The organism is Brevundimonas abyssalis TAR-001, assembly GCF_000466985.1.
Classification (GTDB): Bacteria; Pseudomonadota; Alphaproteobacteria; order Caulobacterales; family Caulobacteraceae; genus Brevundimonas; species Brevundimonas abyssalis.
Map to the genome: position 1 here is coordinate 1 of NZ_BATC01000042.1, position 25,148 is coordinate 25,148.

The window sequence follows — 25,148 nt, forward strand, 5'->3', positions numbered from 1 at the left end:
GCGCGGCCAGGGCGGCGGCCCCGAGGGCCCGGACGATGGCGCGGCCCGCGCCATCGCCGCCCGCGCGAACGATGCGGGGGCGGGCGTGGGCGGCCTCGAGGCTCTGGACGAAGCGGCCGGAGGCGTCGCGGTCGAACGGGGCGCCCAGCTCGAACAGGCGCTGGATGGTTTCGGGCGCCGCGCGGGTCAGGGCCAGGGTGGCGTCGGCGTCGTTCAGGCCCGCCCCGGCGGCGACGGTGTCGGCGGCGTGCAGCTCGGCGCTGTCGTCGGGATACAGGGCGGCGGCGACACCGCCCTGCGCCCAGGCGGAGGCGGCGGCCTGGCCCACGGGCGCGGGGGTCGCCACCAGCAACCGGGCGCGGCGCGGCGGTCAGGGCGGCGGACAGGCCCGCCAGCCCCGCGCCCACGATCAGGGGGCCGTGGTGATGGCGGCGCTGGACGGTCATGACGCCAGTCCGAAGAAGCGGCCCGAGGCGGTCAGGGCGGCGGCCAGACCGTCGCCGGTGTAGAGCGCCATGGCGGTGAGGCCGACGGCAGCGCAGGCGGCGCCGGTGACGAGAAACAGGCCCAGCGACGCACCCGCCTGAGTCCAGCTGAGCGGGGCGGTGTCGGGTCGCCAGGCGCCCCGCCGCAGGTGGCTGAACACGCCGAGCGCGAGGAAGACGGCGAGGATGTAGGCGCCGCGCTCAAGGCCCCACAGGACGATCAGGACGCCGACGCCCAGAAGGGCGGCCTTCTCCAGCAGCGGGTGAACGCGGGCCAGCACCGGACCCAGCGCCCTGGAGCCGTCCAGCGGCGGGGCGGGGGCGAGGTTGAGCAGATTGATGAGGGCCACGAACCACGCACCCTGCAGCCACACCGGGTCGCCTGTGACCGCCCAGACGGCGAAGAAGGGAATGGCGGCGATCAGGCCGAAGGCGGGACCGGCCAGCGAGACCAGCACGCCGATCCATTCGCTGGCGGCGCCGCGCGCGCCTTTCGCCGCGCCGCCCAGGAACGGGATGATGTAGATGCGCGCCGGACCCATGCCGAGGCGGTTCATGGCCAGCACGTGGCCGTACTCATGGACCAGCAGGCCGACGATGCCCGCCAGCGCATAGACCCAGCCCATCAGCCACCACAGCAGCCCGGCCAGCAGGGCGGTGGAGACCAGCGCCCAGACCGGGTTCTGACCGGGGTTCTCGTCTCCGTCGACGCGGCGTGCTGGCGTGCTGGCTCGCGCTGCGGAGGGGGCCGGGTCGCCCACGGCGCCCCAGGGCCCGACCTTGGCCGGGTTTGTCGGGCCGGGACGCAGGTCGCTCATCAGATCATCTCGACCGCGACCTGATGGCCGCGGGCGCGGACCAGATCATAGCGGGCGGGCTTTTCGGGCGGGGGCAGGTCGACCATGCGCTGGACCGCGAGGCGGGCGCGCTCGGCCATGTCCTCGGGCACGGTGACCTCGAAGGTCATGTCGCGCAGGGAGTCGCGGATCTTCTCCAGGGTGATGCGCTTCATGTACGGGCACATGTTGCACGGGCCGATGAACTTCACCTCCGGGGCCGCGCCGGCGATGTTGGAGGCCATGGAGCATTCGGTGATCAGCACCACCTGGGCGGGGCGGTTCTTCATCACATAGTCGTTCATGGCTCCGGTGGAGCCCGCGAAGTCGGCGGCGTTCAGCACGTCCTCGGGGCACTCGGGGTGAGCCAGGACCACCGCGCCGGGCCAGGCGTCGCGCATGTCGGCGATGTCGGCGGCGGTGAAGCGCTCGTGGACCTCGCAGGCGCCCTTCCAGGCGATGATCTTGACGTCGGTCTGGGCGGCCACGTTGCGGGCCAGGTATTCGTCGGGGATCAGGATGACGCGGTCCACGCCCCATGCCTTCGCCGCCCACTCCACCACCTGAACGGCGTTGGCGGAGGTGCAGCAGATGTCGGTCTCGGCCTTAACATCGGCGGTGGTGTTCACATAGGTGACCACCGGCAGGCCCGGATAGCGCTGCTTGATCAGGCGCACGTCGGCGCCGGTGATGGACGAGGCCAGCGAACAGCCCGCCAGCGGGTCGGGGATCAGGACGGTCTTGTCCGGGGACAGGATCTTGGAGGTCTCGGCCATGAAGTGCACGCCGGCCTGGACGATCACCTTCGCGTCCGAGCGCGCGGCTTCCTTGGCCAGGGCGAGGCTGTCGCCCACGAAATCGCCCACGCCGTGGAAGATCTCGGGCGTCATGTAGTTGTGGGCGAGAATGACCGCGTCGCGCTGGATCTTCAGGGCGTTGATCTCGGCGATCAGGGGGGCGTGCAGCGCCCATTCGGCAGGGGTGACGTGGTCCTTGACCTTGTTCCACACCGGGTCGTTGTCCCGGTCCAGGTCCGGCGCGAAAAGCATTTGTCCGTCCGCCATGGTCGCCTCCAGTTTTGCTCGATTTGAGCAAATCCAGGTTCCTAAAAACGCCGGCCCGGAAGGGGTCGAGACCGGCGACTTATGCTGATAGTGAGTATAAGTGGGCTTAATGTAGGACTACATGGCCCCGATGCAAGGGAAATCGGTCAGTCGAGGGACAGGATCTCGCCCAGGCGACGCTGCAGCTGTTCGGTGGCGTAGGGTTTGGGCAGCAGGGGCCAGGGCGCGTCCTTGAGGGCCTTGTCCACGTCATCGCCCGCATAGCCCGAGGTCAGGACTATGTGCATGTCCGGCCAGCGTTCCGCCGCCGCGCGCGCCAGATCGATGCCGCTCATGCCGCCGGGCATGACGATGTCGGTCAGCATCAGGTCGAAGACGCTGGCCTCCAGCGCGGTGAGGGCCTGATCGGCGTTCTCGACCGAGACCACCTCCAGGCCGAAGCTCATCAGCAGGTCCATGGCCACCGCCGAGACGGCCTGATCGTCCTCGACCAGCAGCACCCGGCGGCCGGTGACGGAGGCGGGGGCCACGTCCTCGGTCATGACGATGTCGCCCATGTCCTCGCGGCTCAGGGAGGGCAGGTAGAGCCGGACCCGGGTTCCCTTGCCGGGCGCGCTTTCGATCCGCACGTCGCCGCCGCTCTGGCGCGCGAACCCGTAGACCTGACTCAGCCCAAGGCCGGTGCCCTTGCCCACGGCCTTGGTGGTGAAGAAGGGTTCGAAGACCCGGTCCCGCACCTCGTCGCTCATGCCCTCGCCGGAATCCTTGACCGTGACGCAGATGTGGGGGGCGTTGGCCGGGCCGCCGGGGAGATCGCAGCTTTCGGTGGTGACGCGCAGGCTACCCTGTTCGCCCATGGCGTCGCGGGCGTTGACCACGAGATTGAGCAGGGCGGCCTCGAACTGGGCGGCGTCCACGCGGGCGAAGGCGCCCCCGCGCTTCAGCCGCGTCCGGAAGTCGATGGCCTCGCCCAGGGCGCGGCGCAGCAGGGGCTCGCTCTCGCGGATCAGGGCGTTGAGATCGCAGGGTTCCGGCCGCAGGGCCTGCCGGCGCGAGAAGGCCAGCAGCTGATGTGTCAGGCGTTCGCCGCGCCGGGCGGCGGCCAGGGCGGCCTCACCCATCTTCTGGCGCCGGGCGGCGTCGTCGGGCGACTTGAGGATCATGTCCAGGGCGCCGATGACCACGGTCAGCAGATTGTTGAAGTCGTGGGCCACGCCGCCGGTGAGGCGGCCGACGGCCTCCATGCGCTGGGCGTGCATCAGGTCCTGCTCGGCCCGGGCTTTCTCCTCCAGGGCTTCGGTGACCTTTTCGGCCAGCAGTTCATTGATGCGCTTGAGGTCCTGTTCGGCCCGCTTGGCCTCGTTGACATCGAAGGCCACGCCCACGAAGCCGATGACCTCGCCATGGGCGTCCAGTCGGGGGCGGGAGAACGAGCGCAGCCAGCGATATTCCCCTGAGTTGTGGAGATAGCGCCCCTCGAGGGAGAATGGCTTGCCGGTGGCTTCGCCAGCCAGGGATTCGGCGAGAATCCGCTCGTGGTCGTCGGGGTGCAGATACTCGCGCCAGTCGGCGAGGCGCACGGTCTCGTAGTCCGCGCCCATGTATTCCACATAGGCCTGGTTGACGAAGGACCGGACCCGGTCGGCGCGAGTGACCCAGATCAGAACGGGCGCGGTGTCCGCGATGTCGCGGAAGCGGCTTTCGCTCTCACGGAGGTGGACTTCGGCGCGCGCGCGCTCCAGCTCGGCCCAGGTCCGGTCGGCGACTTCCTCGATCAGTTCGACCTCGGCGTCGGTCCACTCACGAGGATGGGCGTCGTGGACGTAGAGGAAGGCGCGCAGCCGCCCGCCGCGCACCAGCGGCGCGCGCATGAGGGCGCGGGTGTCGATGGAGTCGAAGGCCGCCGCAGCATCCCGGGTGCGGGCATCCTCGCGCACATCGCTGATCCGCACGATCGCGCCCGCAGCCAGCTCCTGCATCACCGCCGCGCCGAAGGCGTCCAGGGCCCAGTCGCCCTCGGCGCTGGCCACTGCGTCGGTCCAGTCGCGGCCGAAGGTGACCACGCCATGGTCATCGTCGATCTCGCCATAGCCCACGCGCTGGACCTGGAGCGCCTCGCCCAGGGCGCTTTCGACGGCGAGCATGATCTCGTTGGGCTCGTCCAGGTCACGCAGCCTGTCGGTCAGGCCCAGCAGGAAGGTCTGGCGCCGCTCGTCCCGGGCCATGCGGTCCAGGGCCTGGCGGGTTTCCGTGACGTCGAAGGACATCCCCACATAGCCGCGGAAGGCGCCGTCCGCGTCGAAGCGCGGCTTGACGCTGACGCGCATCCAGCGCCAGTCGTTCGATGCATTGCGGAAGCGCGCCTCGAACCCGTAGGGCCGCCGGGCGGACCGGGCGTCCGCCTGGGTTTCCGCGACGACGCCGCGGTCGTCAGGATGGAGGGTGTCCTTCCAGATATGGCCGCGCAGCTCCTCCGCCGGACGGCCGTAGAACTCCACCAGGGCCTCGTTGACGAACTCGACCTCGCCCTCTTCGTTGGTCAGCCAGACGGGGGCGGGGGCGGTGTCCGCCAGCAGACGGAAACGGGACTCGCTTTCCCGCAGCGCGGCCTCGGCGGCCTTGCTGTCGGTGATGTCGGTGACCACGGCCATCAGCCAGGGTTCGGCGTCGGGGCCCTGGCGGCCGATGCGCACGGAGGTCAGAGCCCAGAAATCCGCGCCGTCCTTGCGGCGGTACCGCTTTTCGATCTTCACGCCGTCGGCCTGTTCGCCCGCTGTTCTGAGCGCCGTCCCGGTCTGGTCGATGTGGTCGGGATGAGTGATGTCGGCGGTGGCCATGCCGACGATCTCGTCACGCGAATAGCCCAGCATTTCGCAGAAACGATCGTTGACCTTGAGGATTCTGCCGTTGAGGTCGGCCTTGACGATGCCGGCGGCGGCCTGTTCGACCATGGCGGTCAGTTCGGCCTCGTTGTCGCGCAGCGCGTCCTCGACCATGCGGGTGTCGGTGACGTCCAGATTGACGCCGATCATGCCGAAGAAGCGGCCTTCGGAGTCCAGGCGCGGACGGGCGTTGGTGTGCACGATGCGCCAGTGGCCGTCATTCCGGCGATAGCGGGCCTCCACCTCGAATCCCTGTCCCGCCATGGCGGCGTCCATAGCGACCTGATGCACATCCGGCGCATCTTCAGGATGCAGGGTGGCGGTCCAGTCGAACTGGCTGAGGTCGTCAGGGGCGCCCCAGAACTCGCGCAGAGCCTTGTTGAGGTAGACGCAGTCGCCCTGCTCGTCGCTCATCCACAACATGACCGGCGCGTCCTCGCTGACCAGCCGGAACCGGGCCTCGCCCTCGTCCACTGCAGAGGTGGAGGCCTGCAGCGCCGCGTTGGATTCGACCAGGGATTGCAGGGTGCGGCGCAACGAGGAGGCCAGAATGATGCCGAACACGCTCGTCAGTGAGAATGTCGCGGTGTTGACCAACCCCTGCGCCGTATCGAGCACGAAAAGGCCCGGCAGGGTTGTGAAGGCCCACGCCGAGGTGACCGCCAGCACCAGGGCGGTGAAGCCCGCCAGCCGTCCGGCCCAGAGTGCGGCCATGAGAATGCCCGGCAGATAAAGCATCAGGCCGGGCGAACTGCCGTAAACGCCTTGAAGGCTTAGTCGAACCAGCACCCCGACAGCGGCGCCGGCAATGCCGATCAGCAGCGCATGGCCAAGGCCACGCTCACGCGAAAGCGCGACGATGCGAAAGATTCGATCCGCCTGCTGCTCGTGCCCTGCGCTCGTCCCTGAGGACATGGCTCCCCCGATGCCGCTTTCCTTTGCTCCGTCCGCTCACGGAGATGCCGCGGTAGTGCTTGGCAACGCTTTGAGGCCAAACGCGTTCCGGCGCCGCAAGAACGGTCGGCCGGGCCCGCGAAGCCCTTGCGTCCAGCTGCACTGTTCCTACCTCAAGATCATCCCGAGTCGACTCCAAGGAGCAACTATGACCGCCAAGATGGACACCGGCCTGAAGAAGGCTGACCGCACCGACATCGCTGTCGAACTGAAGAAGGTGCTGGCGGACAGCTTCGCGCTGTATCTCAAGACTCACGGCTACCACTGGAACGTGCGCGGGCCGCAGTTCTTCGGCCTGCACAACATGCTGGAAGAGCAATACCGCGAGCAGTGGGCCGCGCTGGACGAGATCGCCGAACGCATCCGTTCTCTGGATGAAACCGCGCCCCAGGGCTTCGGCACCTTCGGCAACCAGACCAGCATCAAGGACGGCGACCCTGAAAAGACGGCCCAGGCCATGATCGAGGAACTGGTGGGCGACCATGGCACGGTCATCGCCACCCTGCGCAAGGCCATCGAGACGGCCGACGAAGCCGGGGACGAGGCGACGGCCGACCTGCTGACCCAGCGTCTGGCGGCGCATGAGAAGACCGCCTGGATGCTGCGCGCCACCACCCAGTGAGGTGAACCGGTCGTAAGATCGGGAACAAGAAACCGCCGGAAAATGCGGGTATGAGAGTGTGAGCGCGCGACGTCGCGCCAGAACCCGGAGCGCCGATGCGGACCCATGACGTCAGACAGGCCCTGAAGCGGACGTGGCGCATCGTCACGGCCGCGCCTGTCGTCGTGGGCGCCTGGCCCTGGCGATGTCGGCCAGTTCGACGGTGCGCCCGGAGTCCGACCGGACGGCCGAGGGACTGGCGCGGCTGACGCAGGGACAGCTGAACGAGGCGGGTCTGCTGGCCGTATCCGGTCGACTGGACCCGGCGACCCTGGCCCTGGCGCAGCGGCATGATCCCGCGTTCGGCCGGCCCGGCATCTCCGGTCTCACGCCGGGCTGGGAGAGCCTGACCCTGAACGGCCGTCCGCGCCTGGACGGCACGGCCTCGGGCGCCGATGCGCGGCGGCTGAACGCCGCCATGGCGGCGGAGGCGGGGGCCCTGCGTCCCGCCCGGCCATTCGTATTCAATGCGGCCACGGCCGAGGACCGGCGGCGCGCCCAGCGCTGCCTGACCCAGGCGGTCTATTACGAGGCGGCGCTGGAGAGCACCCTGGGGCAGGAGGCGGTGGCCCAGGTGGTCCTGAACCGCGTGCGCGATCCTAACTATCCCAACACAGTCTGCGGCGTGGTGTTCGAGGGCGCCGAGCGCACCACCGGATGCCAATTCAGCTTCACCTGCGACGGCTCTCTGGCCCAGGGGCCGGTGGGTTGGGCCTGGCGTCGGGCCGAGGCGGTGGCGCAGCGCGCCCTGGCCGGTCACGTGGCGGCGGAGGTCGGCACCGCGACCCACTATCACGCCGACTATGTCTACCCCTGGTGGGCGCCGACGGTGACCAAGATCCGCCAGATCGGCGCGCACATCTTCTATCGCTGGAACGGCGCCCTGGGCGACACGGCCGCCTTCATCCAGGCCCACGCCGGACGCGAGCCGGTGATCGACGAAGCCCGCTTCTCCCGTCCCCGCTTCCAGACCGCCGCGGCCGGCGAGAGCCTGGAAAGCCTGGCCGAGGCTTCGGGCGCTGCGCCCCGCACCGTGGAGATCAACGGCGCCACCCGCGTGGTGGGGGTGATCAGCCTGGGCGGACGGCGCCAGCCCACCGCCGAGGAGGTCGCGGCCATCAACGCCCGTCTGGCCGACTTCGAAGACGCCCGAGCAGCCCCTGCGGAGGATCGCGCCCCACCGCCCGGCGTGACGGTTCTGGATGTCGAGGAAGTGGGCCGTCCCGGCGCCTGACGTCTGCGCAAACCCATGTGCTGCAACGATACTGCGGCTTTTGCATTACGTTAGGCCCGCGCGAATGTCGCGCCGGGATCGCCGCCGGAGCGCCCGTGAACGACCGCGTGACCATCGAGACTGACGACGCCGGTGATTTGCGCAAGGCCCAGGAGGCCCTGGCCGCCAGCGAGGCCCGGTTCCGGGTGCTGGCCGACAGCATGCCCCAGATGGTGTGGTCCACACGGCCAGACGGATTCCACGACTACTTCAACGCGCGCTGGTATGAATTCACCGGCGTGCCCGACGGCTCCACCGACGGTGAGGGCTGGAACGGCATGTTCCACCCGGAGGATCAGGACCGGGCCCGGAAACGCTGGGTGCACTCTCTCGAGACCGGCGAACCTTACGAGATTGAGTACCGGTTGAGGCACCGATCCGGCGTCTATCGCTGGACCCTGGGTCGGGCCGTGCCGCTCAAGGACGGCGATGGGCGTGTCACACGCTGGTTCGGCACCTGCACCGACATCGACGACCTGAAGCGCATGGAGCAGCACAAGGAGGTGCTGAGCCAGGAGCTGAGCCACCGGATCAAGAACATCTTCGCGGTGGTGTCGTCCCTGATCGCCCTGTCGGCGCGCAAGCACCCGGAGGCCGCCCCCTTCGCCCGCGATCTGAGAACCCGGGTGGGGGCCCTGGCGCGAGCCCATGAATTCGTGCGGCCCCACACTGAGGTGTCACGGCCGACGGTCGGCGACATGACCCTGCACGCCTTCCTGGCCGATCTGTTCCGGGCCTACGCCGCCGAGGACGGATCGCCGCGTGTGCTCCTGAAGGGCGACGACGCGGCCTTCGACGACCAGGCGGCGACTTCTGTGGCCTTGCTGTTCCACGAACTGGCCACCAACGCCGCCAAGTACGGCGCCTGTCCATGCCCGAAGGCCGCGTCATCCTGACCACCGAGACCCGGGACGACCGGTTCGTCCTGACCTGGGTGGAGGAGGGCGGACCGACCATCAGCCATGAGCCGCGCCACGCCGGCTTCGGCTCCAGTCTCGCCAGCCTGTCGGTTGAAAATCAGCTGGGTGGAAAATTGGAACGAAGATGGGAGCCGCAGGGTTTGATCCTCACAGCAGATCTTCCGTCCACTGCGCTGTCTCGCCGCAGGGCGGCGGCCAAGACCAGTGAAACCCTGTAACGCCGTTCTGCGTTATTGTCGGCGGAGGGCCATCAAGTCTTTGAGTTGAGGATATGAAACCGAGAATTCTGATCATCGAGGACGAAGCGATCGTGGCCATGGAGCTGCGCTTCGTGCTGGAGGATCTCGGATACGAGGTCGTGGACGCCGTGGCTGACGCCAGATCGGCGCGAAATGTGGTGCGCGAGACACCGGTTGACCTGGCGCTTGTGGACATTCACCTGTCCGACGGTCCCACGGGGGTCGAACTGGGCCGCGAGCTGGCCAACGATCAGAACGTCACCGTCCTCTACATGACCGCCAATCCCGGCATGGTGCGCGACGGGGTGGCCGGGACCATCGGTGTCCTGACCAAGCCCACCGACGAACGGGCGGTGCAGACCGCCGTGGCCTACGCCCTGCGCCGCCGTCAGGGCGAGATGTCGCCGCCTGCGCCGGCGGAACTGAGACTGTTCGCCTAGGGCTTACCAGGCCCCGATCTTCTCGGCTTCCTTGTGGCTGATCGGGTCGCCAGCCCTGGCGTGATCGACCTCGGCCAGGAAGCGCGCGGCCTCCAGCGCCGCCATGCAGCCCATGCCCGCGGCCGTCACCGCCTGACGATAGACGTCGTCGGTGACGTCGCCCGCCGCCCAGACGCCGGGGATGGCGGTGGCTGTGGTTCCAGGCTTCACCTTCAGATAGCCGCCCTCGTTCATCTCCAACTGGCCCTTGAACAGCTCCGAGGACGGGGCGTGGCCGATGGCGACGAAGAAGCCGTCGCAGGAGATCTCGCGGGTTTCCCCCGTTTTGGCGTGCTTCAGGCGCAGGCCGCTGACTCCCATGGGGTTTTCTGTCCCCAGAACCTCGTCGATCTCGTGGTCCCAGATCACCTCGACCTTGGGATTGGCGAACAGGCGCTCCTGCAGGATCTTCTCGGCGCGGAACTCGTCGCGGCGGTGAACCACGGTGACCTTGGACGCGAAATTGGTGAGGAACAGGGCCTCCTCCACCGCCGTGTTGCCGCCGCCGACCACAACGACTTCCTTGTTGCGATAGAAGAAGCCGTCACAGGTGGCGCAGGCGGAGACGCCGAAGCCCTGGAATTTCTGTTCGGACGGCAGGCCCAGCCATTTGGCCTGGGCGCCGGTGGAGATGATGACCGTCTCGGCCAGCAGCTCGCCGCCGGAATCCAGCTTGAGCAGGAAGGGGCGCTTGGACAGGTCCGCCTCGACCACGATGTCGTGGATCACCTCGGTCCCCACATGCTCGGCCTGGGCCTGCATCTGCTGCATCAGCCACGGGCCTGGATGACCTCGCGAAGCCGGGATAATTCTCCACCTCGGTGGTGATGGTCAGCTGGCCGCCGGGCTGCAGGCCGGCGATGATCACGGGCTCCAGCATGGCGCGGGCGGCGTAGATGGCGGCGGTCCAACCGGCGGGGCCTGAGCCGATGATGGCGACGCGGACGGTGCGGGGGGCGTTGGGATTCGACATGGTCCCAATCTAGGATGCAATCATCGGCTTTGCGACATGGGGGAGGCAGATGGCTGAGGACAAAAAAACGACGGGTGGCCCCGGGGCGGGTCTGGCGCTCGGGATCGGCGTGGGACTCTCCATCGGCACGGCGCTGGGTGTCGCCCTCGACAACATCGCCCTGGGCATCAGCCTCGGGTTGGCGATCGGCGCGGGCATCGGCGTGGCCATGGGCGCCGCCATGCCCTCTGACCGACGCAAGAAAGACGGAGAGGGCTCGGTCCCCGTGGCCGACACCTCGTCCGGCAAGGCGCGGAAAGACATGGAGTCGTCAGACGGCGACGGGGGCGGCGGCGGCGGGGATTGACCCGCCTACATCCGCTCCACGGCGGCGGCCTTGCGCTTCTTGGACATGGCCGACAGGCGGTGGCGGAATTGCTCCCAGGCCACGACGCCCCCGCTGGTGACCCAGTTCATCTGAATGGCCCGGCGCTTGCCCTCGAAGGGCTCGTGCCCGTGGTAGGAGGTGTCCGAGCGGCGGAAGATCAGCAGGGTCCCGCCGTTGGGCGGCACCTCGGCGGCCACATCGTTCAGATCATCGCTGTTGAGGATGCGCAGGCGTCCGCCGTCCGCGTCCCAGTCGTCGTTCATGTAGAGCAGGACGGTGATGATCTTGGATTTGGAGTCGGTGTGGATCTTGCCGTCGGTGGCGCGACAGCGGCCGCGGACGGTGAACATGGTGGGCTTGCCGCCCAGATCGATGCCGAACTTCGCCTCCACCGCCTGACGGAATGCGGGGCCGTCCATCTCGGCCAGCATCTCGGCGAAGCGTCCGTGAATGTCGAGCTCGCTGGGCGGGACCGAGCCGGGCACGTCCATGGACGGGAAGTCGCGGCTGACTTCGCCGAAGACCTCGGGCTTCACGAAATTCTCGACCACCAGATAGTCATAGGGCTCGCGCCGCAGGGGCGCTGCGTTCAGCTTGTCGATGTCCAGCAGGGCCATGGGCCTACTCCGCGTTCAGAACCACGCCCCGTTCGGCCAGACGCCGCCGCAGCGCATCGGCAATATAGGTCGTCGCGTCCACCGGCGCATAGGTCCATGCGTCAAGACGCCCCTCGAAAGGCCGCGTGGCGCCTGTCGCGGCCAGGGCCTGGTGGTAGCGGTCGAACTTGGAGCCCTCGGCGCCGGGCGGGTGGAACACATGGACCGGCTTGCCGGTGGAGGCGGCCTCACCTGCCATGTTCACGGAATCGGCGGTGACGATGATGGAATCGGCCGCTGCGACCCATCCCGCGTAGGGATTGGGGCCGGAGCCGTCATAGAGGCGGGCGGTGCGGGCGGAGGCCCACCGGCGCAGGCGCTCGGTGAAGGCGGGCGGGGTGCGGCGCGAGGCGGTGGCCAGGACGGTCCCGCCGCCAGCCGCCTTATCCGTCAGGGTCAGCAGGCGATCGAGCTCGGCCTCGTCGAATCGGTAGACGCCGTTGGGGCCGCCCACCATCAGCAGCACGAAGGGGCGGGGCAGGGCGGCGAGGTCGGCCTCGGCCCTGGCGCCTTCCTCGGCCAGACGCGCGGCGTTCAGCCGGTGGGGCGAGGTCAGGGTCTTGAGGACGTTGGGCCCGCGGACCGGGTCGTGCTCGGGCGCCCAGATGAAGTCGAAGGCTTTCGGGCCGGTCTTGGGATCCTGCAGGGCGACGGTGAAGACATGGCCGTCGGAGACCGTGCGGATGGCGCGGGCGTAGGGCGCGGCCTGCCGTCCCACGGAAATCAGAAGCTTCGGCCAGGGGGGCGAAAAGCGCGCGCCGTCGCCCACTTCGCCCGGCGCGACAGGGCCCCACGGCGCCAGCCAGCGCCAGGGCGCTTTCGGGGTCACATGGAACAGTTCGTGACGCGCGCCGAGGGCCTCGGCCACGCCGCGCGCCTGAACGTCGGAGCCGGTCGCCCCGTTGGTGATGAGCCAGACGGGAGCCGGGCTTATTTCCACTCGACCTTGAGGATCTCGTAGGCTTTCACGCCGCCGGGCGTGTTCACCTCGACCACGTCGCCGACTTCCTTGGAGATCATGGCGCGGGCGATGGGCGAGGTGATGGAGATCTTGCCCTGCTTCACGTCGGCCTCGTGTTCGCCGACGATCTGGTAGCGGCCCTCTTCCTCGGTGTCCTCGTCAACCACGGTGACCGTGGCGCCGAACTTCACCTGGTCGCCGGACAGCTTGGACACGTCGATGACCTGGGCGCGGCTGATCTTGTCCTCGATCTCGGCGATCTGGCCCTCGATCCAGCCCTGACGTTCCTTGGCGGCGTGGTACTCCGCGTTCTCGGACAGGTCGCCGTGCTCGCGCGCCTCCGAGATCGCGGCGATCACCGCTGGGCGCTCCACCGACTTGAGTTGTTTCAACTGATCGTCGAGAGCGCGATAGCCCCCGGCCGTCATCGGCACTTTTTCCATGTGCGATTGGGTTTCTTATTCGCCCTAGAGAAGGTGCAAGCAAACAAATGCCGGTCGAGGGCGCTTCGACCGGCCAGAAAGGATAGGGCGCGTTGAGACGGACTTCAAGCGGTCGTGTCTCGCGTTTGCGAAAAGCGATGCCGCACTGCGCGCCAGCCGAGCCATATCAGGCCCGCGCCGAGGAGCAGGGCCGCCAGGCCGGAGGCGGCGGCCACCCCGGCGGCCAGGAAGGCGAAGACCATGGCAATGCCGGCCAGCGCAAGGGAGACGTACTGAATAACTGAAAGTCGCATGGCCCCTTAACGGATCAAGGACTCATCCGGTTGCGTGGCGACCCAGGCGGCCTGGACCGTTTCGCGAAAAAGTGAGCGAAAGGGCTCGACCTCGGCGCGGGCTTCGCCGCCGCCCAGATCCCGGGTGCGGGCCAGCAAGGCGTCGCGGGCGGGACGCAGCAGGGCGAGGGCTTCGCCGGGGCGCCGCTGGTCATTCAGAAAGGCCGCCAGGCCCAGCTGGCGCAAGGTCAGGCGGGGATGGCCGGGCGCGACGTGGGCGCGGGCGATCTCGACGGCCTGGCGATAGTCGGCCTCCGCCGCCTCTGTCCGGCCCATGGCCTGCCGGGTCTCGGCCCGCCCCAGCAGCACCCCGCTGAGGGTCATGGCGAAACCGGGCTGATACGGCTCGCGCAGCAGGCCGATGGCGCGGTCATAGGCCGCGTCGGCCTCTTCGTGGCGGCCCTGACCGTTCATGGCGTCGGCGAGGGCGGCCAGGCTGACTGCGTGCATATGCCGGTCGGGCAGGGTCGCGCGAAGATCGACCGCCTGACGCAGCCACGGTTCGGCCTCGGCGTGACGGCCCATCCGCGTCAGGGTGAAGCCCAGGTGGTGCAGGGCGTAGGTATGACTTTCGCCGCCCGGCTCCGCGTGGAGCAGCACCTGTCGCAGCAGGGGCTCGGCCTGGTCGATGTCGCCGCGGGCATGCAGATGGGCGGCGAGATTGTAGAGGGAGGACAGGGTCGGCTCGCCCGTGGGGCCGAACAGTTGTTCGCGCAGGGCCATGGCGTGGCGCAGGGCGGCGGCGGCGTCGCTGTTGCGGCCGACCTCGCCGCGGGCCGTGCCCAGATTGTGCCAGGCGGTGGCGGTTTCCGCGTGCGTGTCGCCGAAAGCGCGCCGGGCGTGATCGAGGGCCGCGACCGCCGCCTGCTCCGCGTCGATGAAGCGGCCCGAGCGGGACCAGGTCTTGGCCAGCAACCCCCAGGCCGAGGCGCGTTCGGCGCCGCCTGCGGAAGCGGAGTCGACCAGGGCGCGCAGTTCCGTCTCGGCTGCGTCGAAACGACCGAGTTCGATCAGGCTCCAGGCCCACAGCAGCACGGTGGCGTGGGTGGCTTCGGTCTCGCCCCAGCCCAGGGCGCGCCAGCCCTCCACCACCTCGCGCAGCGCCGGCTCGGCGGCGACGTGGTCGTCGGCCATGTTGAGCGCATAGGCGCGCTCGGCCAGACCCTGGAGCCGGGCGGCCCGCGCTTCGGCGTCGACGACCGGCTTCGGCTGCGCCGCGACGGGGGCGGCGGCCAGGATCAGCGCGGCCGCCAGCAGGGCGGCGGCCCTAGGCATAGGCGTAGGTCCCGCCGCGCTTCAGCGCCGCCTGCCAGGCGGGGCGGGCGTGGATGCGCTCGAGGAACGTGCCGATGTTGGGCCGGCCCTCTGTCACCGCCATGCGGGTGGCGGCGGCCTCCAGCGGAAAGCTCATCATGATGTCGGCGGCGGTGAAGTCCGGTCCGGCGAACCAGCCGTTGCGGCCCAGTTCGCTGTTCCAGTAGTCCGCGTGGGTCTTGAGCTGGGGGTCGATGAAGCCCTTGTTGGCCGCCTTGACGATGCCGTTGACGATCGGCTTGACCAGACCCGGCGCGCGCTTGGGCAATTGGCTGAACACCAGCTTGAGCAGCAGGGGCGGCATGGCCGAGCCCTCGGCGTAATGCAGCCAGTAGGTGAAGCGATGGCGCTCCGCCGAGCCGTCGGCGGGACGCAGGCGGCCCTCGCCGTGGGTGTCGAGCAGATATTCGATGATCGCCCCGGTCTCGGCCACCCGGACGTCGCCGTCGTCCAGAACCGGCGACTTGCCCAGCGGATGGATCGCCTTCAGCTCGGCGGGGGCCAGCATGGTCCGGGGATCCCGCTCATAGCGCCGGACCTCGTAGTCGAGCCCCAGCTCCTCAAGCAGCCACAGCACCCGCTGCGAGCGGGAATCAGCCAGGTGGTGGACAATGATCATGAACGGCCCTTTCGACAGGCCGCCATCATGGCGCGGGCCGAGCGGCGCCGTAAAGCGCGATCAGCGACCGGAGGTCAGGCCGAGGCCATCACGCTCTGGAACAGGACGGCGCCGTCGGCGGAGCCCAGCTCGGCCTCGAAGGCGCGGTCAGGGTGGGGCATCATGCCCAGCACATTGCCCCGCTCATTGACGATGCCGGCGATGTCGCGGGCCGAACCGTTGGGGTTGGTGACGTAGCGGAACACCACCTGGCCCTCGCCCTCCAGGCGGTTCAGGGTCTCTTCGTCGGCGAAGTAATTTCCGTCGCCGTTGCCCTGGGTCATGACCACCTCGCGCCGGCCCTGATAGGCGGCGGTGAAGCGGGTCTGGCCGTTGGTGATCTCGAGCTCGATGGGCTTGCAGACGTATTTCAGCCCGGCGTTCTTCATCAGGCGCCCGGCAGCATGCCGGCCTCGCACAGGATCTGGAAGCCGTTGCAGATGCCGACCACCGCCACGCCCGCATCGGCGGCTTTCTTCACCGCGTCCATGATCGGCGCACGGGCCGCCATGGCGCCGGCGCGCAGATAGTCGCCATAGGAGAAGCCGCCCGGCAGGACGACCAGGTCCACGCCGTAGGGCAGTTCGGTGTCGGCGTGCCAGACCATGTCCACCTTGCGCCGGTGGAGCGTTCGACGGCGACCTTGCAGTCGCGGTCGCAGTTGGAACCCGGAAATACGATGACGGCTGCGCTCATGGCGCGGGCCTGTAGCAGGGTTCGCAGCGTTTGTCAGTGCGACTTCACGGGCGGCGTCCCGAGCGTCGGTCCGCTTCTGCTCCGGCCACTATCCTCGTCGATCAGCCATTGCGCTCGGCGCCCGCGCCCCACTACCGTGATGCGGAAACCGAGGATCGACCCCCTTCATGATCGAAAGCGCGCGCCCCGTGGAAGGGACCCTTCGCCCCGCCCTGAATCAGGTTCTCGACGGCGCATCCATCGCCATCGAACCGTTCCAGCACTTTCCGCTGGTGATCGATCGGCTGGCGCAGCTGAAATCCGCGCTCGACCTGTCGCCGCCCGAGAGCCTGGCGCTGGAGTTCGGGGTGTTCAAGGGCGTCTCCCTGCGGGCGCTGGCGCTGGCCTTTCCCAAACGCCGGTTCACCGGATTCGATTCTTTCGAGGGGCTGCCGGAGGCCTGGCGCCGCAGCGAAACCAGCACCTATGAAGCGGGCCATTTCGCCCTGAAAGCCCTGCCGGCGATGCCCGCCAATGTGGAACTGGTCGCGGGCTTCTTCGAGGACAGCCTGGACGCCTGGCTCGAGGCCAATCCCGGTCCCGTGGGCTTCGTCCATGTGGACCCGGACCTCTATTCCGCCGCCAAATTTGTCCTGGACCGACTGACGGACCGGTTGGCGGACGGGGCGGTGCTGGTGTTCGACGAACTGGCCGACTGGAAGGATGAGGGGGTCTATCCCCTCTGGCGCGAGGGCGAGTGGCGCGCCCTGTGCGAATGGCTGAACGAGCAGGGCTTCTGCTTCCGCATCCTGTCGCGCAGCCCCCGCTTCGAGGCGGCGATCCAGGTCTATCGCAAGCCGCCGCCGGGGCGGCGCGCCGCCGATGATCTGGCCCATGCGGCCAGCCTGTGGACCCATGGCGCCCCGGACGCCGCCGTGGCGCTGCTGGAGGAGACCGTGGCGGCCAAGCCCGGCTGGGTGACGGGGCTGCACCGGCTGGCGCAGTGGCGGACCAGGACCCGGGACAGCGAGGCGGCCCTGGCGGTCATCGGTCAGGCGCGGGCGGCGGCGGGCGACAGGACCGCCAGCGGCCCGGTGATCGATCTGGACCGGTTGAGCGCTGAAAACCGCTATCGTCTCGGCGATCTGGAGCAGGCCGCCAAGGATATCGCCCGGTTTCGACGGCAGCGGCCCGATCATGTCTCGGGGCTGACATTGAACGCGCTGATCGCCGCGCGGCTGGGACGGCACGAGGAGTCCGCCGCCCTGTGGAGCCGGGCGGCGCAGATTTCCGGGTCAGACCCCTACGAGGAGAACGCCCGGGAGCAGAAAGTCCTGTCGCAGATCCGGCCGGAGTTCCGGGCCATGCGCAAGAGCGGTCTGATGATCCAGCATCTGCTCGACGATCGCGAGTTCCAGACCGTGCTGGACGTCGGCAGCGGCGCGGGAGAGCAGGCCGAGGCCCTGCGGCGGCATGGCAAGCAGGTCACGGAGCTGGACTACGGTGAAAGCCCTTCGTTCCTGGGCCGTGAGGACGGTGGTGGAGTCATCATCGGCGATTTCCTGCAGACCCGGTTCGAGACACCCTTCGACTGCGTCATCGCCTCCCACGTGCTGGAGCACCAGCTGAACGTGAACGCCTTTCTGAAGGCCATGCACGCCAGTGTCCGCGAGGGCGGGATCGTGGCCCTTTCCGTGCCGCCGCTGAAGCACCAGATCGTCGGCGGACACGTGACCCTGTGGAACGCGGGGCTGGTGCTCTACAATCTGGTGCTGGCCGGCTTCGACTGCCGCACGCCGTGGATCCGGCAGTACGGCTACAACATCTCGGTGGTGATCCAGAAGCGGACGATCAGCCTGGAGGGCTGGTGTTCGACAACGGCGACATCGACCGCATCGCCCCCTTCCTGCCCGAGGGCTTCGGCGAGGGGTTCAACGGCGACATCCGCCGGCTGGGCTAGCCCTTGTTCTCATAGATGGCCGTGATCTGCGCCCGGGCCAGGGTGTGGAAATGCAGGTTGAAGCCGAACACGGCGCCGGAGTTGTCAGCCGTCACGTCCAGCGTGTCGGTGTCCACGGCGAACACTGTGAAGATGTAGCGGTGCGGGCCATGGCCGGGGGGCGGGGCGGCGCCGCCGAAGCCGGAGTCTCCGTAATCGGTGCGGCCCTGAACGGCACCCCTGGGCAGGTTCGCGCCGCCCACGGCGCCGGCGCCCCGGGCCAGCTCGGTCACGTCGGCGGGGATGTTGGCTACGGTCCAGTGCCAGAACCCGGAGCCGGTGGGCGCGTCGGGGTCATAGCAGGTGACGGCGTAAGACTTCGTCCCGTCCGGGGCGCCCGACCATGTCAGGTGGGGAGAGGTGTCGCCGTGCGCCTTTACGTGGGCGTCGGGCAGCGTGTCGCCGTCCTTGAAATCGTTCGAAGTGACGGTGAAAGTCATGGGCGTCTCCCTGTCCGGTGATGCGTGTTCAACGCATTCGCCGGACAGGGGATGCCGAAACGGCGGCCGGGTCAATTCGCCTGGACCCGGCCTAAGGTAGAGGGTCAGGCCATTTCAGGCTTGCGGGCGCCCGAGCGGTTGCGGCCGCGGCGCTTCATCTTGAAGTCGCCTTCCACCGGTGGCTTGGACGTGCGTTCGCCGGCCATGGGATCGAAGGTCGGACGCGCCGGCTGGGCGCGGTCGGCCGACTGGGCGCCGGGCTTGCCGCGGCCGCGAACGCGGTGGGGCTGACCCTTGCCGCCTTCGGGACGCACGCCGTCGCGGTGCGGATTGCGGTTGCGGCCGCGACCGCCGGGGCCGCGTCCGTCGCCGCGCGGACGCTCGTCGTCCGGCAGGGTGGCCTTCTTGCCGACGCCCGCAGCCATGATGGAGGCGTCCAGCGCCGCCAGGGCCTTGTCGTTGCGGCGATCCCAGCTTTTCAGCTTCTGGCGCGTGACCCGCTCGATGTCGCGCAGCAGCTTCATCTCGTCCGGGGCGCAGAAGCTGACGGCCGAGCCGTCGGCGCCGGCGCGCGCGGTGCGGCCGATGCGGTGCACATAGGCTTCCGGCACGAAGGGCAGCTCGAAATTGACCACGTGCGAGACGCCGTCCACGTCAATGCCGCGCGCTGCGATGTCGGTGGCGACCAGTACCCGCAACTTGCCCTTCTTGAAGGCTTCCAGGGCCCGCTCGCGCTGGGACTGGCTCTTGTTGCCGTGGATGGCGCCGGCCTCGACGCCGCCAGCCTCAAGATAGGCGGCGACCTTGTCGGCGCCGTGCTTGGTCTTGGTGAAGACCAGGCAGCGGGTCATGGCCGGATCGGCGAACATCTCCGACAGCAGGGCGCGCTTGCGGCCCTGTTCGACGATGATGACGCTCTGGTTGATGCGCTCGACCGTGGTGGCCTGCGGCGTCACCTGGACCTTGACCGGGTCCTTGAGCAGTTCGCCGGCCAGCTTGCCGATTTCGGTGGGCATGGTGGCCGAGAAGAACAGGTTCTGGCGGCGCGCGGTCATGCGCGAGACCACCTGGCGGATCGGCTTGACGAAGCCGAGGTCCAGCATCTGGTCCGCCTCGTCGAGCACGAAGATCTCGGTGGTCGACAGGTCCAGGGTCTTCTGCTGGACGTGGTCCAGCAGGCGGCCCGGGGTGGCCACCAGGATATCGAGGCCCTGCTGCAGGGCGCGTTCCTGGCCGCCGTACTTCACGCCGCCGAAGATCACGGCCACGCGGAAGCCCAGGTGGGCGCCGTAGACCTTGAAACTGTCGGCGATCTGGCTGGCCAGTTCGCGGGTGGGGGAGAGGATCAGGGCGCGGGTCGTGCGCGGCACGGGCGCCTTACGGTCCGCCGCCAGCCGGTGCAGGATCGGCAGGGCGAAGGCGGCGGTCTTGCCGGTGCCCGTCTGGGCGATGCCCAGCAGGTCCTTGCCCTTCATCACGTCCGGGATGGCCTGGGACTGGATGGGGGTGGGGGTGTGATAGCCTTCGCTGGTCAGAGCCTGCAGCAGGGCCGGATTCAGGCCCATGTCGGCGAAGGGAATAAGGGTCTTGGTCAAAATGGTTCTTTCGCATGCGGCGACGCGCATCAGGCCGGGCTCAAAGCCGAAGGCCGCGCGCCGCCAATCCCGATGGGGTCCGCGAAATGCGGGCCGACGGGAGTGATCGGGCGCCGCCCCGCGTGTCCGGGCGACGAATGAATCTGGAGAAGCCGGCTGCTGCTACAGTCAGGTCTTTCGTAAGAAGACCCACACGCGCTGGAGGCACCGGAAATCGCGTTTGTGCGATGCAGCGCTAGATGGTCGCTAATTGCGGCCACGTCAAGGCCGAAGGCGGGCTCACTCGTCGTCGACGCGGTTGCTGCGCTGCCGAATGGGGGTCTCGGCGCCCTGGCGCACGTCGACGCCCGGTACATCACGCAGGTGGGCGCCCGCGCATCCCATGCCCAGATTGGAGCCGGGGCAGTCGCCGGGGCCGACCACGCCGGTTCCGCCCGACAGCGGCGCGCGCTGGGCTTCGTAGCGGGCGATATTGGCCCGGCCCTGGCGGGCGAAGGCTTCGTCGCGTTCGGGATCGCCGCTGCCGCGAATGGGGGGCGTGTCGCCGGCGCCGGCGAAGCGCTCGTCGCAGGCGACGCGCTCGGACGGCGTCATGTCCCGGCGCGGACGGCTGCAGGCCAGGCCGGACGACCGCAGGGCGCGGGCCACCTGGTCGCCGGGGCCGTCGGGCCCCACACGCCAGCGGGGCTCGACGCCCTGGGCGGCCGCGTCGGGCCGGGCCGGCAGGCGCAGCGCCTCCAGACGGCGGCGTTCCTCTTCTTCATCCCGCTCAGGCGCGCGCAGACGGATTTCGCGGCCCATGGCGGGGGCCTCGCGCGGCTGTTCGATCACGGTCAGGGGCGGCTCGCGCAGCACCTCTCCCGGCATGACGGGGCGCGGCTCGATGCGAATGTAGAGGGGTTGCGGCGGGGCGGGGAGGCCGGACATGTCCAGGCCGGTGCGCATGCCGACGACGCCCAGCACGATCAGGTGCAGGATCAGCGAAGCACCGACCACCCCCAGCAGGGCCCGGTTGCGGGCGACGCCTTCGTGCAGACGCAGTACAGTCGACATGAAGCCCCTTGTCGTGCTCGCGCGGCCGGGCCGAAGGCCTGAGTCTGCCGCGAGCGGTTCGCATCGCCATTATTCGGGGTTATGCGTCCGGTTTAAGGCGAAGCTGACGGGGAGGCGTCCTGCCTACTTCTCAACGATGGAATTGATCATGCTAAAGCCTGTTCTTGCGGCAGCGCTCCTCATTGTCGGGGGCTGCGCTGCGACAGCTTCCGACACCCCGCGGCTTGTTCCGGGAGCTGATGGCGGGGTCGTCATGGAATGCGTGATCGGCAGGGACGGTCGTTTGTATAACTGCCGTATTCTCAGCGAGACCCCTGAGGGCGCAGGGATCGGAGAAGCGACCCTGGCTCTGGCCAATCGATTTCAGATGCCGACAGTCAATGCGCGTGGCCAGTCCGCCGTAGGCTCGCGCGTTCGCATTCCGGTTCAGTGGCAACTGGATGAAAGTGGGACGCCTTCTACGACCAGCGAACTTGACCTTCCGCCCCCCGAAGCGTAAACGGCGCGCACTTCGAGGCATGGGCGGTCCGCCGTCTGCTGATCTCGTGACAATCGAACGGACGGGCTGAGCCCGCCGGAACGCCCAAAGCGCGCGTTCCGGCTTTTCTGTTTGAGCGCACGGTCGGTCTCGATAACAGCCCGGGCGCGGTTTCGGCCACGTCCAAAAGAAGGAACGCGAGGCGCCCCGGCCGACAGGCACACGCCTCCATCGCAGAAGAGACCAGACACGAATGCCTACGATCAACCAGCTGATCCGCAAGCCGCGCAAGCCCAAGCCCGTGCGCAACAAGGTGCCGGCCCTGGAGGGTTCGCCCCAGCGCCGCGGCGTCTGCACCCGCGTCTATACGACGACCCCGAAGAAGCCCAACTCCGCGCTTCGTAAGGTGGCCAAGGTCCGCCTGGCCAAGAACGGCTACGAAGCCGTGTGCTACATCCCCGGCGAGGGTCACAATCTTCAGGAGCACTCGGTGGTCCTGATCCGCGGCGGCCGCGTGAAGGACCTTCCCGGCGTCCGCTACCACATCCTGCGCGGCGTGCTGGACACGCAAGGCGTGAAGGACCGCAAGCAGCGCCGTTCGCACTACGGCGCGAAGCGTCCGAAGTAAGCCCTGCGCGTCCAGAATATTATTTAAGAGGATAACCCCATGTCCCGTCGTCACCGCGCACAGAAGCGTGAAGTTCTGCCGGATCCCAAGTATGGTGATCTGATCGTCACCAAGTTCATGAATTACGTCATGTACGAGGGCAAGAAGGCCGTCGCCGAGAACATCGTCTACGGCGCGTTCGAAATCCTGGCCGAGAAGAAGAAGGACCAGGAGCCGGTCGCCACCTTCCACTCGGCGCTGGAAAACGTCGCTCCGGCGGTCGAGGTCCGGTCGCGTCGCGTCGGCGGCGCCACCTATCAGGTGCCGGTCGAGGTTCGCCCCGATCGCCGCCGCGCCTTGGCCATCCGCTGGCTGGTCAACGCCGCGCGCAACCGCGGTGAGAACACCATGACCGAGAAGCTGGCCGCCGAGCTGCTGGACGCCGCCAACAACCGCGGCACCGCGGTCAAGAAGCGCGAAGACACCCACAAGATGGCTGAAGCCAACCGCGCCTTCTCTCACTACCGCTGGTAAGCCGGATTTCCGGCTGACGGCCCTTCAAGAAGCGGGCGGTTTGCGTTAGACCGCCCGCGCTCCTGAAGACCCCTCCCTGACCCAGGCGCCGGATCGGCGCCGAACACCCGAGTTTTCGAATATGGCCCGCATCAACAAGATCGAGGATTACCGCAACTTCGGCATCATGGCCCACATCGACGCGGGCAAGACGACGACGACCGAGCGGATTCTCTATTACACCGGCAAGTCCCACAAGATCGGCGAAGTGCACGACGGCGCCGCCACCATGGACTGGATGGACCAGGAGCAGGAGCGCGGCATCACCATCACGTCCGCCGCGACGACCGCCTTCTGGAAAGAGAAGCGCCTCAACATCATCGACACCCCCGGCCACGTGGACTTCACCATTGAAGTCGAGCGCTCGCTGCGCGTGCTGGACGGCGCGGTGACCGTGCTGGACGGCAACGCCGGCGTTGAGCCCCAGACCGAAACCGTCTGGCGCCAGGCCGACAAGTACCGCGTGCCGCGCATCATCTTCATCAACAAGATGGACAAGCTGGGCGCCGACTTCGACACCTCGGTGCAGTCGATCCGCGACCGCTTGGGCGTGAAGGCCGTCCCGATCCAGCTGCCGGTCGGTCAGGAATCCGACCTGCGCGGCATCGTCGACCTGGTCCGCATGAAGGCGATCATCTGGGAGAATGACGGCCTGGGCGCCGAGTTCCGGGAAGAGGAAATTCCCGCCGATCTGGTCGAGCGCGCCACGGCGGCCCGCAGCTATCTGATCGAGAACGCCGTCGAACTCGACGACGAGGCGATGGAAGCCTATCTGGAAGGCAACGAGCCCTCCGAGGAAGTCATCAAGAAGTGCCTGCGCAAGGCGGTTCTGAATGCGGCCTTCTATCCGATCCTGTGCGGCTCGGCGTTCAAGAACAAGGGTGTGCAGCCCCTGCTGGACGCGGTGGTCGACTATCTGCCGTCGCCGCTGGACATCCCCCCGACCCCGGGCCTGGACTACAAGACCGAAGAGCCGGTCGTCCGTCACGCCTCGGACGACGAGCCCCTGTCGGTCCTGGCGTTCAAGATCATGGACGACCCCTTCGTCGGCTCGCTGACCTTCTGCCGCATCTACTCCGGCAAGATGGAAACGGGCATGGGTCTGCTGAACTCGACCCGCGACAAGAAGGAGCGCGTCGGCCGCATGCTGCTGATGCACTCCAACAACCGCGAGGACATCAAGGAAGCCTACGCGGGCGACATCGTCGCCCTGGCCGGCCTGAAGGACACCCGCACCGGGGACACCCTGTGCGACCCGATCAAGTCGCCCGTCATCCTTGAGAAGATGGAGTTCCCGGCGCCGGTCATCGAGATCGCCGTCGAGCCCAAGACCAAGGCCGACCAGGAGAAGCTGGGCGTCGCCCTGGCCAAGCTGGCGTCCGAGGATCCGTCCTTCACCGTCTCCACCGACCACGAGTCGGGCCAGACGATCCTGAAGGGCATGGGCGAGCTGCACCTGGACATCAAGATCGACATCCTGAAGCGCACCTACAAGGTCGAAGCCACCATCGGCGCGCCGCAGGTGGCCTACCGTGAATCCCTCGGCAAGACCGCCGAGATCGACTACACGCACAAGAAGCAGACCGGCGGTACGGGCCAGTTCGCCCGCATCAAGATGGTCTTCGAGCCCGGTGAGCCCGGTTCGGGCTTCGTGTTCGAGTCCAAGATTGTCGGCGGCAACGTGCCCAAGGAGTACATCCCGGGCGCCAGAAGGGCATCGAGTCCGCCAAGGACAACGGCCTGCTGGCCGGCTTCCCGCTGATCGACTTCAAGGCCACCCTGATCGACGGCGCCTACCACGACGTGGACTCCTCGGTGCTGGCGTTCGAAATCGCCTCGCGCGCCGCCTTCAAGGAACTGCGGACCCAGGGCGCGCCCAAGCTGCTGGAACCGATCATGGCCGTCGAGGTTGTGACCCCGGAAGAGTATCTGGGTTCGGTCATCGGCGACCTGAACGGCCGTCGCGGCATGATCCAGGGCCAGGACGTGCGCGGCAACGCCACCGTCGTGAACGCCTTCGTGCCGCTGGCCAACATGTTCGGCTACGTCAACAACCTGCGCGGCATGTCGCAAGGCCGCGCGCAGTTCACCATGCAGTACGACCACTATGACCCGGTGCCGCAACACGTCGCCGACGAAGTGATCAAGAAGTACGCCTAACCACACCCCCCAACCTTATAGGACCCCGTTTGGGGGACAGGAGCTAAGAGATATGGCCAAGGAAAAGTTCG

The 25,148-nt window shown here is 68.2% G+C and carries 22 protein-coding genes and 3 pseudogenes; 10 read left to right on the forward strand and 15 right to left on the reverse strand.

Annotated elements, in window-relative coordinates:
* The 4 genes from MBEBAB_RS10490 to MBEBAB_RS15190 all read right to left on the reverse strand — a co-directional run.
* The coding region (locus tag MBEBAB_RS10490; protein WP_242397148.1) for an FAD-binding protein at positions 1-346 on the reverse strand (346 nt) is incomplete at its 3' end.
* A 96-nt stretch (positions 347-442) separates the two neighbouring features.
* Positions 443-1,303: a metalloprotease gene (locus tag MBEBAB_RS10495; RefSeq protein ID WP_021697962.1), complete on the reverse strand. Its 861-nt coding sequence runs from the start codon at positions 1,301-1,303 to the stop codon at positions 443-445.
* Complete coding sequence (nadA, locus tag MBEBAB_RS10500; RefSeq protein WP_021697963.1) at positions 1,303-2,385, reverse strand: quinolinate synthase NadA; 1,083 nt, start codon at positions 2,383-2,385, stop codon at positions 1,303-1,305. The genes MBEBAB_RS10495 and nadA overlap by 1 nt, the downstream gene beginning before the upstream one ends.
* A 146-nt stretch (positions 2,386-2,531) precedes the next feature.
* Positions 2,532-6,182, reverse strand: a complete 3,651-nt coding sequence (locus tag MBEBAB_RS15190; RefSeq protein ID WP_021697964.1) for a PAS domain S-box protein — start codon at positions 6,180-6,182, stop codon at positions 2,532-2,534.
* Between the two features lie 187 nt (positions 6,183-6,369).
* Here MBEBAB_RS15190 and MBEBAB_RS10510 point away from each other — a divergent pair, with 187 nt between their 5' ends.
* The 5 genes from MBEBAB_RS10510 to MBEBAB_RS10525 all read left to right on the forward strand — a co-directional run bounded on the left by MBEBAB_RS10510 (position 6,370) and on the right by MBEBAB_RS10525 (position 9,754).
* Positions 6,370-6,843, forward strand: a complete 474-nt coding sequence (locus MBEBAB_RS10510; RefSeq protein WP_021697965.1) for a Dps family protein — start codon at positions 6,370-6,372, stop codon at positions 6,841-6,843.
* 133 nt (positions 6,844-6,976) lie between these two features.
* Positions 6,977-8,116: a cell wall hydrolase gene (locus MBEBAB_RS10515; protein ID WP_242397149.1), complete on the forward strand. Its 1,140-nt coding sequence runs from the start codon at positions 6,977-6,979 to the stop codon at positions 8,114-8,116.
* 95 nt (positions 8,117-8,211) lie between these two features.
* The gene (locus MBEBAB_RS10520; RefSeq protein WP_021697967.1) at positions 8,212-9,051 is read left to right on the forward strand and encodes a sensor histidine kinase; all 840 of its coding nucleotides are present in this window, start codon (positions 8,212-8,214) and stop codon (positions 9,049-9,051) included.
* A complete protein-coding gene (locus tag MBEBAB_RS17635; RefSeq protein WP_021697968.1) occupies positions 9,027-9,293 on the forward strand; it encodes a putative sensor histidine kinase (HWE) with PAS and response regulator receiver domains in 267 nt (88 codons plus the stop codon). The genes MBEBAB_RS10520 and MBEBAB_RS17635 overlap by 25 nt, the downstream gene beginning before the upstream one ends.
* Before the next feature lie 53 nt (positions 9,294-9,346).
* Positions 9,347-9,754 (forward strand): response regulator, encoded by a 408-nt coding sequence (locus MBEBAB_RS10525; RefSeq protein ID WP_021697969.1) that lies wholly within the window; start codon positions 9,347-9,349, stop codon positions 9,752-9,754.
* A 3-nt stretch (positions 9,755-9,757) separates the two neighbouring features.
* Here the strand turns inward: MBEBAB_RS10525 and trxB are convergent.
* Positions 9,758-10,766, reverse strand: a pseudogene (trxB, locus tag MBEBAB_RS10530) (thioredoxin-disulfide reductase).
* A 49-nt stretch (positions 10,767-10,815) separates the two neighbouring features.
* On the opposite strand from trxB, the gene MBEBAB_RS10535 reads away from it, so the two are divergent.
* The gene (locus MBEBAB_RS10535; RefSeq protein ID WP_045319195.1) at positions 10,816-11,112 is read left to right on the forward strand and encodes a glycine zipper domain-containing protein; all 297 of its coding nucleotides are present in this window, start codon (positions 10,816-10,818) and stop codon (positions 11,110-11,112) included.
* A gap of 5 nt (positions 11,113-11,117) precedes the next feature.
* Here MBEBAB_RS10535 and MBEBAB_RS10540 read toward each other — a convergent pair whose 3' ends face one another.
* The 7 genes and pseudogenes from MBEBAB_RS10540 to purQ all read right to left on the reverse strand — a co-directional run bounded on the left by MBEBAB_RS10540 (position 11,118) and on the right by purQ (position 16,193).
* Positions 11,118-11,750, reverse strand: a complete 633-nt coding sequence (locus MBEBAB_RS10540) for a 2OG-Fe(II) oxygenase (RefSeq protein WP_021697972.1) — start codon at positions 11,748-11,750, stop codon at positions 11,118-11,120.
* Positions 11,751-11,754: 4 nt separating this feature from the next.
* On the reverse strand, positions 11,755-12,729 hold the full coding sequence (locus MBEBAB_RS10545; protein ID WP_021697973.1) for a mitochondrial fission ELM1 family protein: 975 nt from the start codon (positions 12,727-12,729) through the stop codon (positions 11,755-11,757).
* On the reverse strand, positions 12,720-13,193 hold the full coding sequence (gene greA / locus MBEBAB_RS10550) for a transcription elongation factor GreA (RefSeq protein ID WP_045319196.1): 474 nt from the start codon (positions 13,191-13,193) through the stop codon (positions 12,720-12,722). Before greA ends, MBEBAB_RS10545 begins: the two co-directional genes overlap by 10 nt.
* Before the next feature lie 104 nt (positions 13,194-13,297).
* Positions 13,298-13,435 (reverse strand): hypothetical protein, encoded by a 138-nt coding sequence (locus MBEBAB_RS10555; protein ID WP_021697975.1) that lies wholly within the window; start codon positions 13,433-13,435, stop codon positions 13,298-13,300.
* A gap of 57 nt (positions 13,436-13,492) precedes the next feature.
* Positions 13,493-14,800 (reverse strand): tetratricopeptide repeat protein, encoded by a 1,308-nt coding sequence (locus MBEBAB_RS10560; RefSeq protein WP_021697976.1) that lies wholly within the window; start codon positions 14,798-14,800, stop codon positions 13,493-13,495.
* A complete protein-coding gene (locus MBEBAB_RS10565; RefSeq protein WP_021697977.1) occupies positions 14,793-15,458 on the reverse strand; it encodes a glutathione S-transferase in 666 nt (221 codons plus the stop codon). The genes MBEBAB_RS10560 and MBEBAB_RS10565 overlap by 8 nt, the downstream gene beginning before the upstream one ends.
* Before the next feature lie 74 nt (positions 15,459-15,532).
* Positions 15,533-16,193: pseudogene (purQ, locus tag MBEBAB_RS10570) on the reverse strand (phosphoribosylformylglycinamidine synthase subunit PurQ).
* A gap of 167 nt (positions 16,194-16,360) precedes the next feature.
* Between purQ and MBEBAB_RS15195 the strand changes: the two are divergent.
* Positions 16,361-18,157, forward strand: a complete 1,797-nt coding sequence (locus MBEBAB_RS15195) for a methyltransferase domain-containing protein (RefSeq protein ID WP_021697979.1) — start codon at positions 16,361-16,363, stop codon at positions 18,155-18,157.
* On the opposite strand, the gene MBEBAB_RS10580 is transcribed toward MBEBAB_RS15195, so the two are convergent.
* From MBEBAB_RS10580 to MBEBAB_RS10590, 3 genes are all read right to left on the reverse strand, one after another.
* A complete protein-coding gene (locus MBEBAB_RS10580) occupies positions 18,129-18,611 on the reverse strand; it encodes a YbhB/YbcL family Raf kinase inhibitor-like protein (protein ID WP_021697980.1) in 483 nt (160 codons plus the stop codon). The genes MBEBAB_RS15195 and MBEBAB_RS10580 overlap by 29 nt on opposite strands.
* 104 nt (positions 18,612-18,715) lie before the next feature.
* Positions 18,716-20,236: a DEAD/DEAH box helicase gene (locus MBEBAB_RS10585; protein WP_021697981.1), complete on the reverse strand. Its 1,521-nt coding sequence runs from the start codon at positions 20,234-20,236 to the stop codon at positions 18,716-18,718.
* Between the two features lie 249 nt (positions 20,237-20,485).
* Complete coding sequence (locus tag MBEBAB_RS10590; RefSeq protein ID WP_021697982.1) at positions 20,486-21,259, reverse strand: hypothetical protein; 774 nt, start codon at positions 21,257-21,259, stop codon at positions 20,486-20,488.
* Between the two features lie 731 nt (positions 21,260-21,990).
* On the opposite strand from MBEBAB_RS10590, the gene rpsL reads away from it, so the two are divergent.
* The 3 genes and pseudogenes from rpsL to fusA all read left to right on the forward strand — a co-directional run bounded on the left by rpsL (position 21,991) and on the right by fusA (position 25,077).
* Positions 21,991-22,365, forward strand: a complete 375-nt coding sequence (gene rpsL, locus MBEBAB_RS10595) for a 30S ribosomal protein S12 (RefSeq protein WP_021697983.1) — start codon at positions 21,991-21,993, stop codon at positions 22,363-22,365.
* A gap of 39 nt (positions 22,366-22,404) precedes the next feature.
* A complete protein-coding gene (gene rpsG, locus MBEBAB_RS10600) occupies positions 22,405-22,878 on the forward strand; it encodes a 30S ribosomal protein S7 (RefSeq protein WP_021697984.1) in 474 nt (157 codons plus the stop codon).
* A 121-nt stretch (positions 22,879-22,999) separates the two neighbouring features.
* Positions 23,000-25,077 (forward strand): annotated as a pseudogene (fusA, locus tag MBEBAB_RS10605) (elongation factor G).
* The last annotated feature ends 71 nt before the right edge of the window (positions 25,078-25,148 follow it).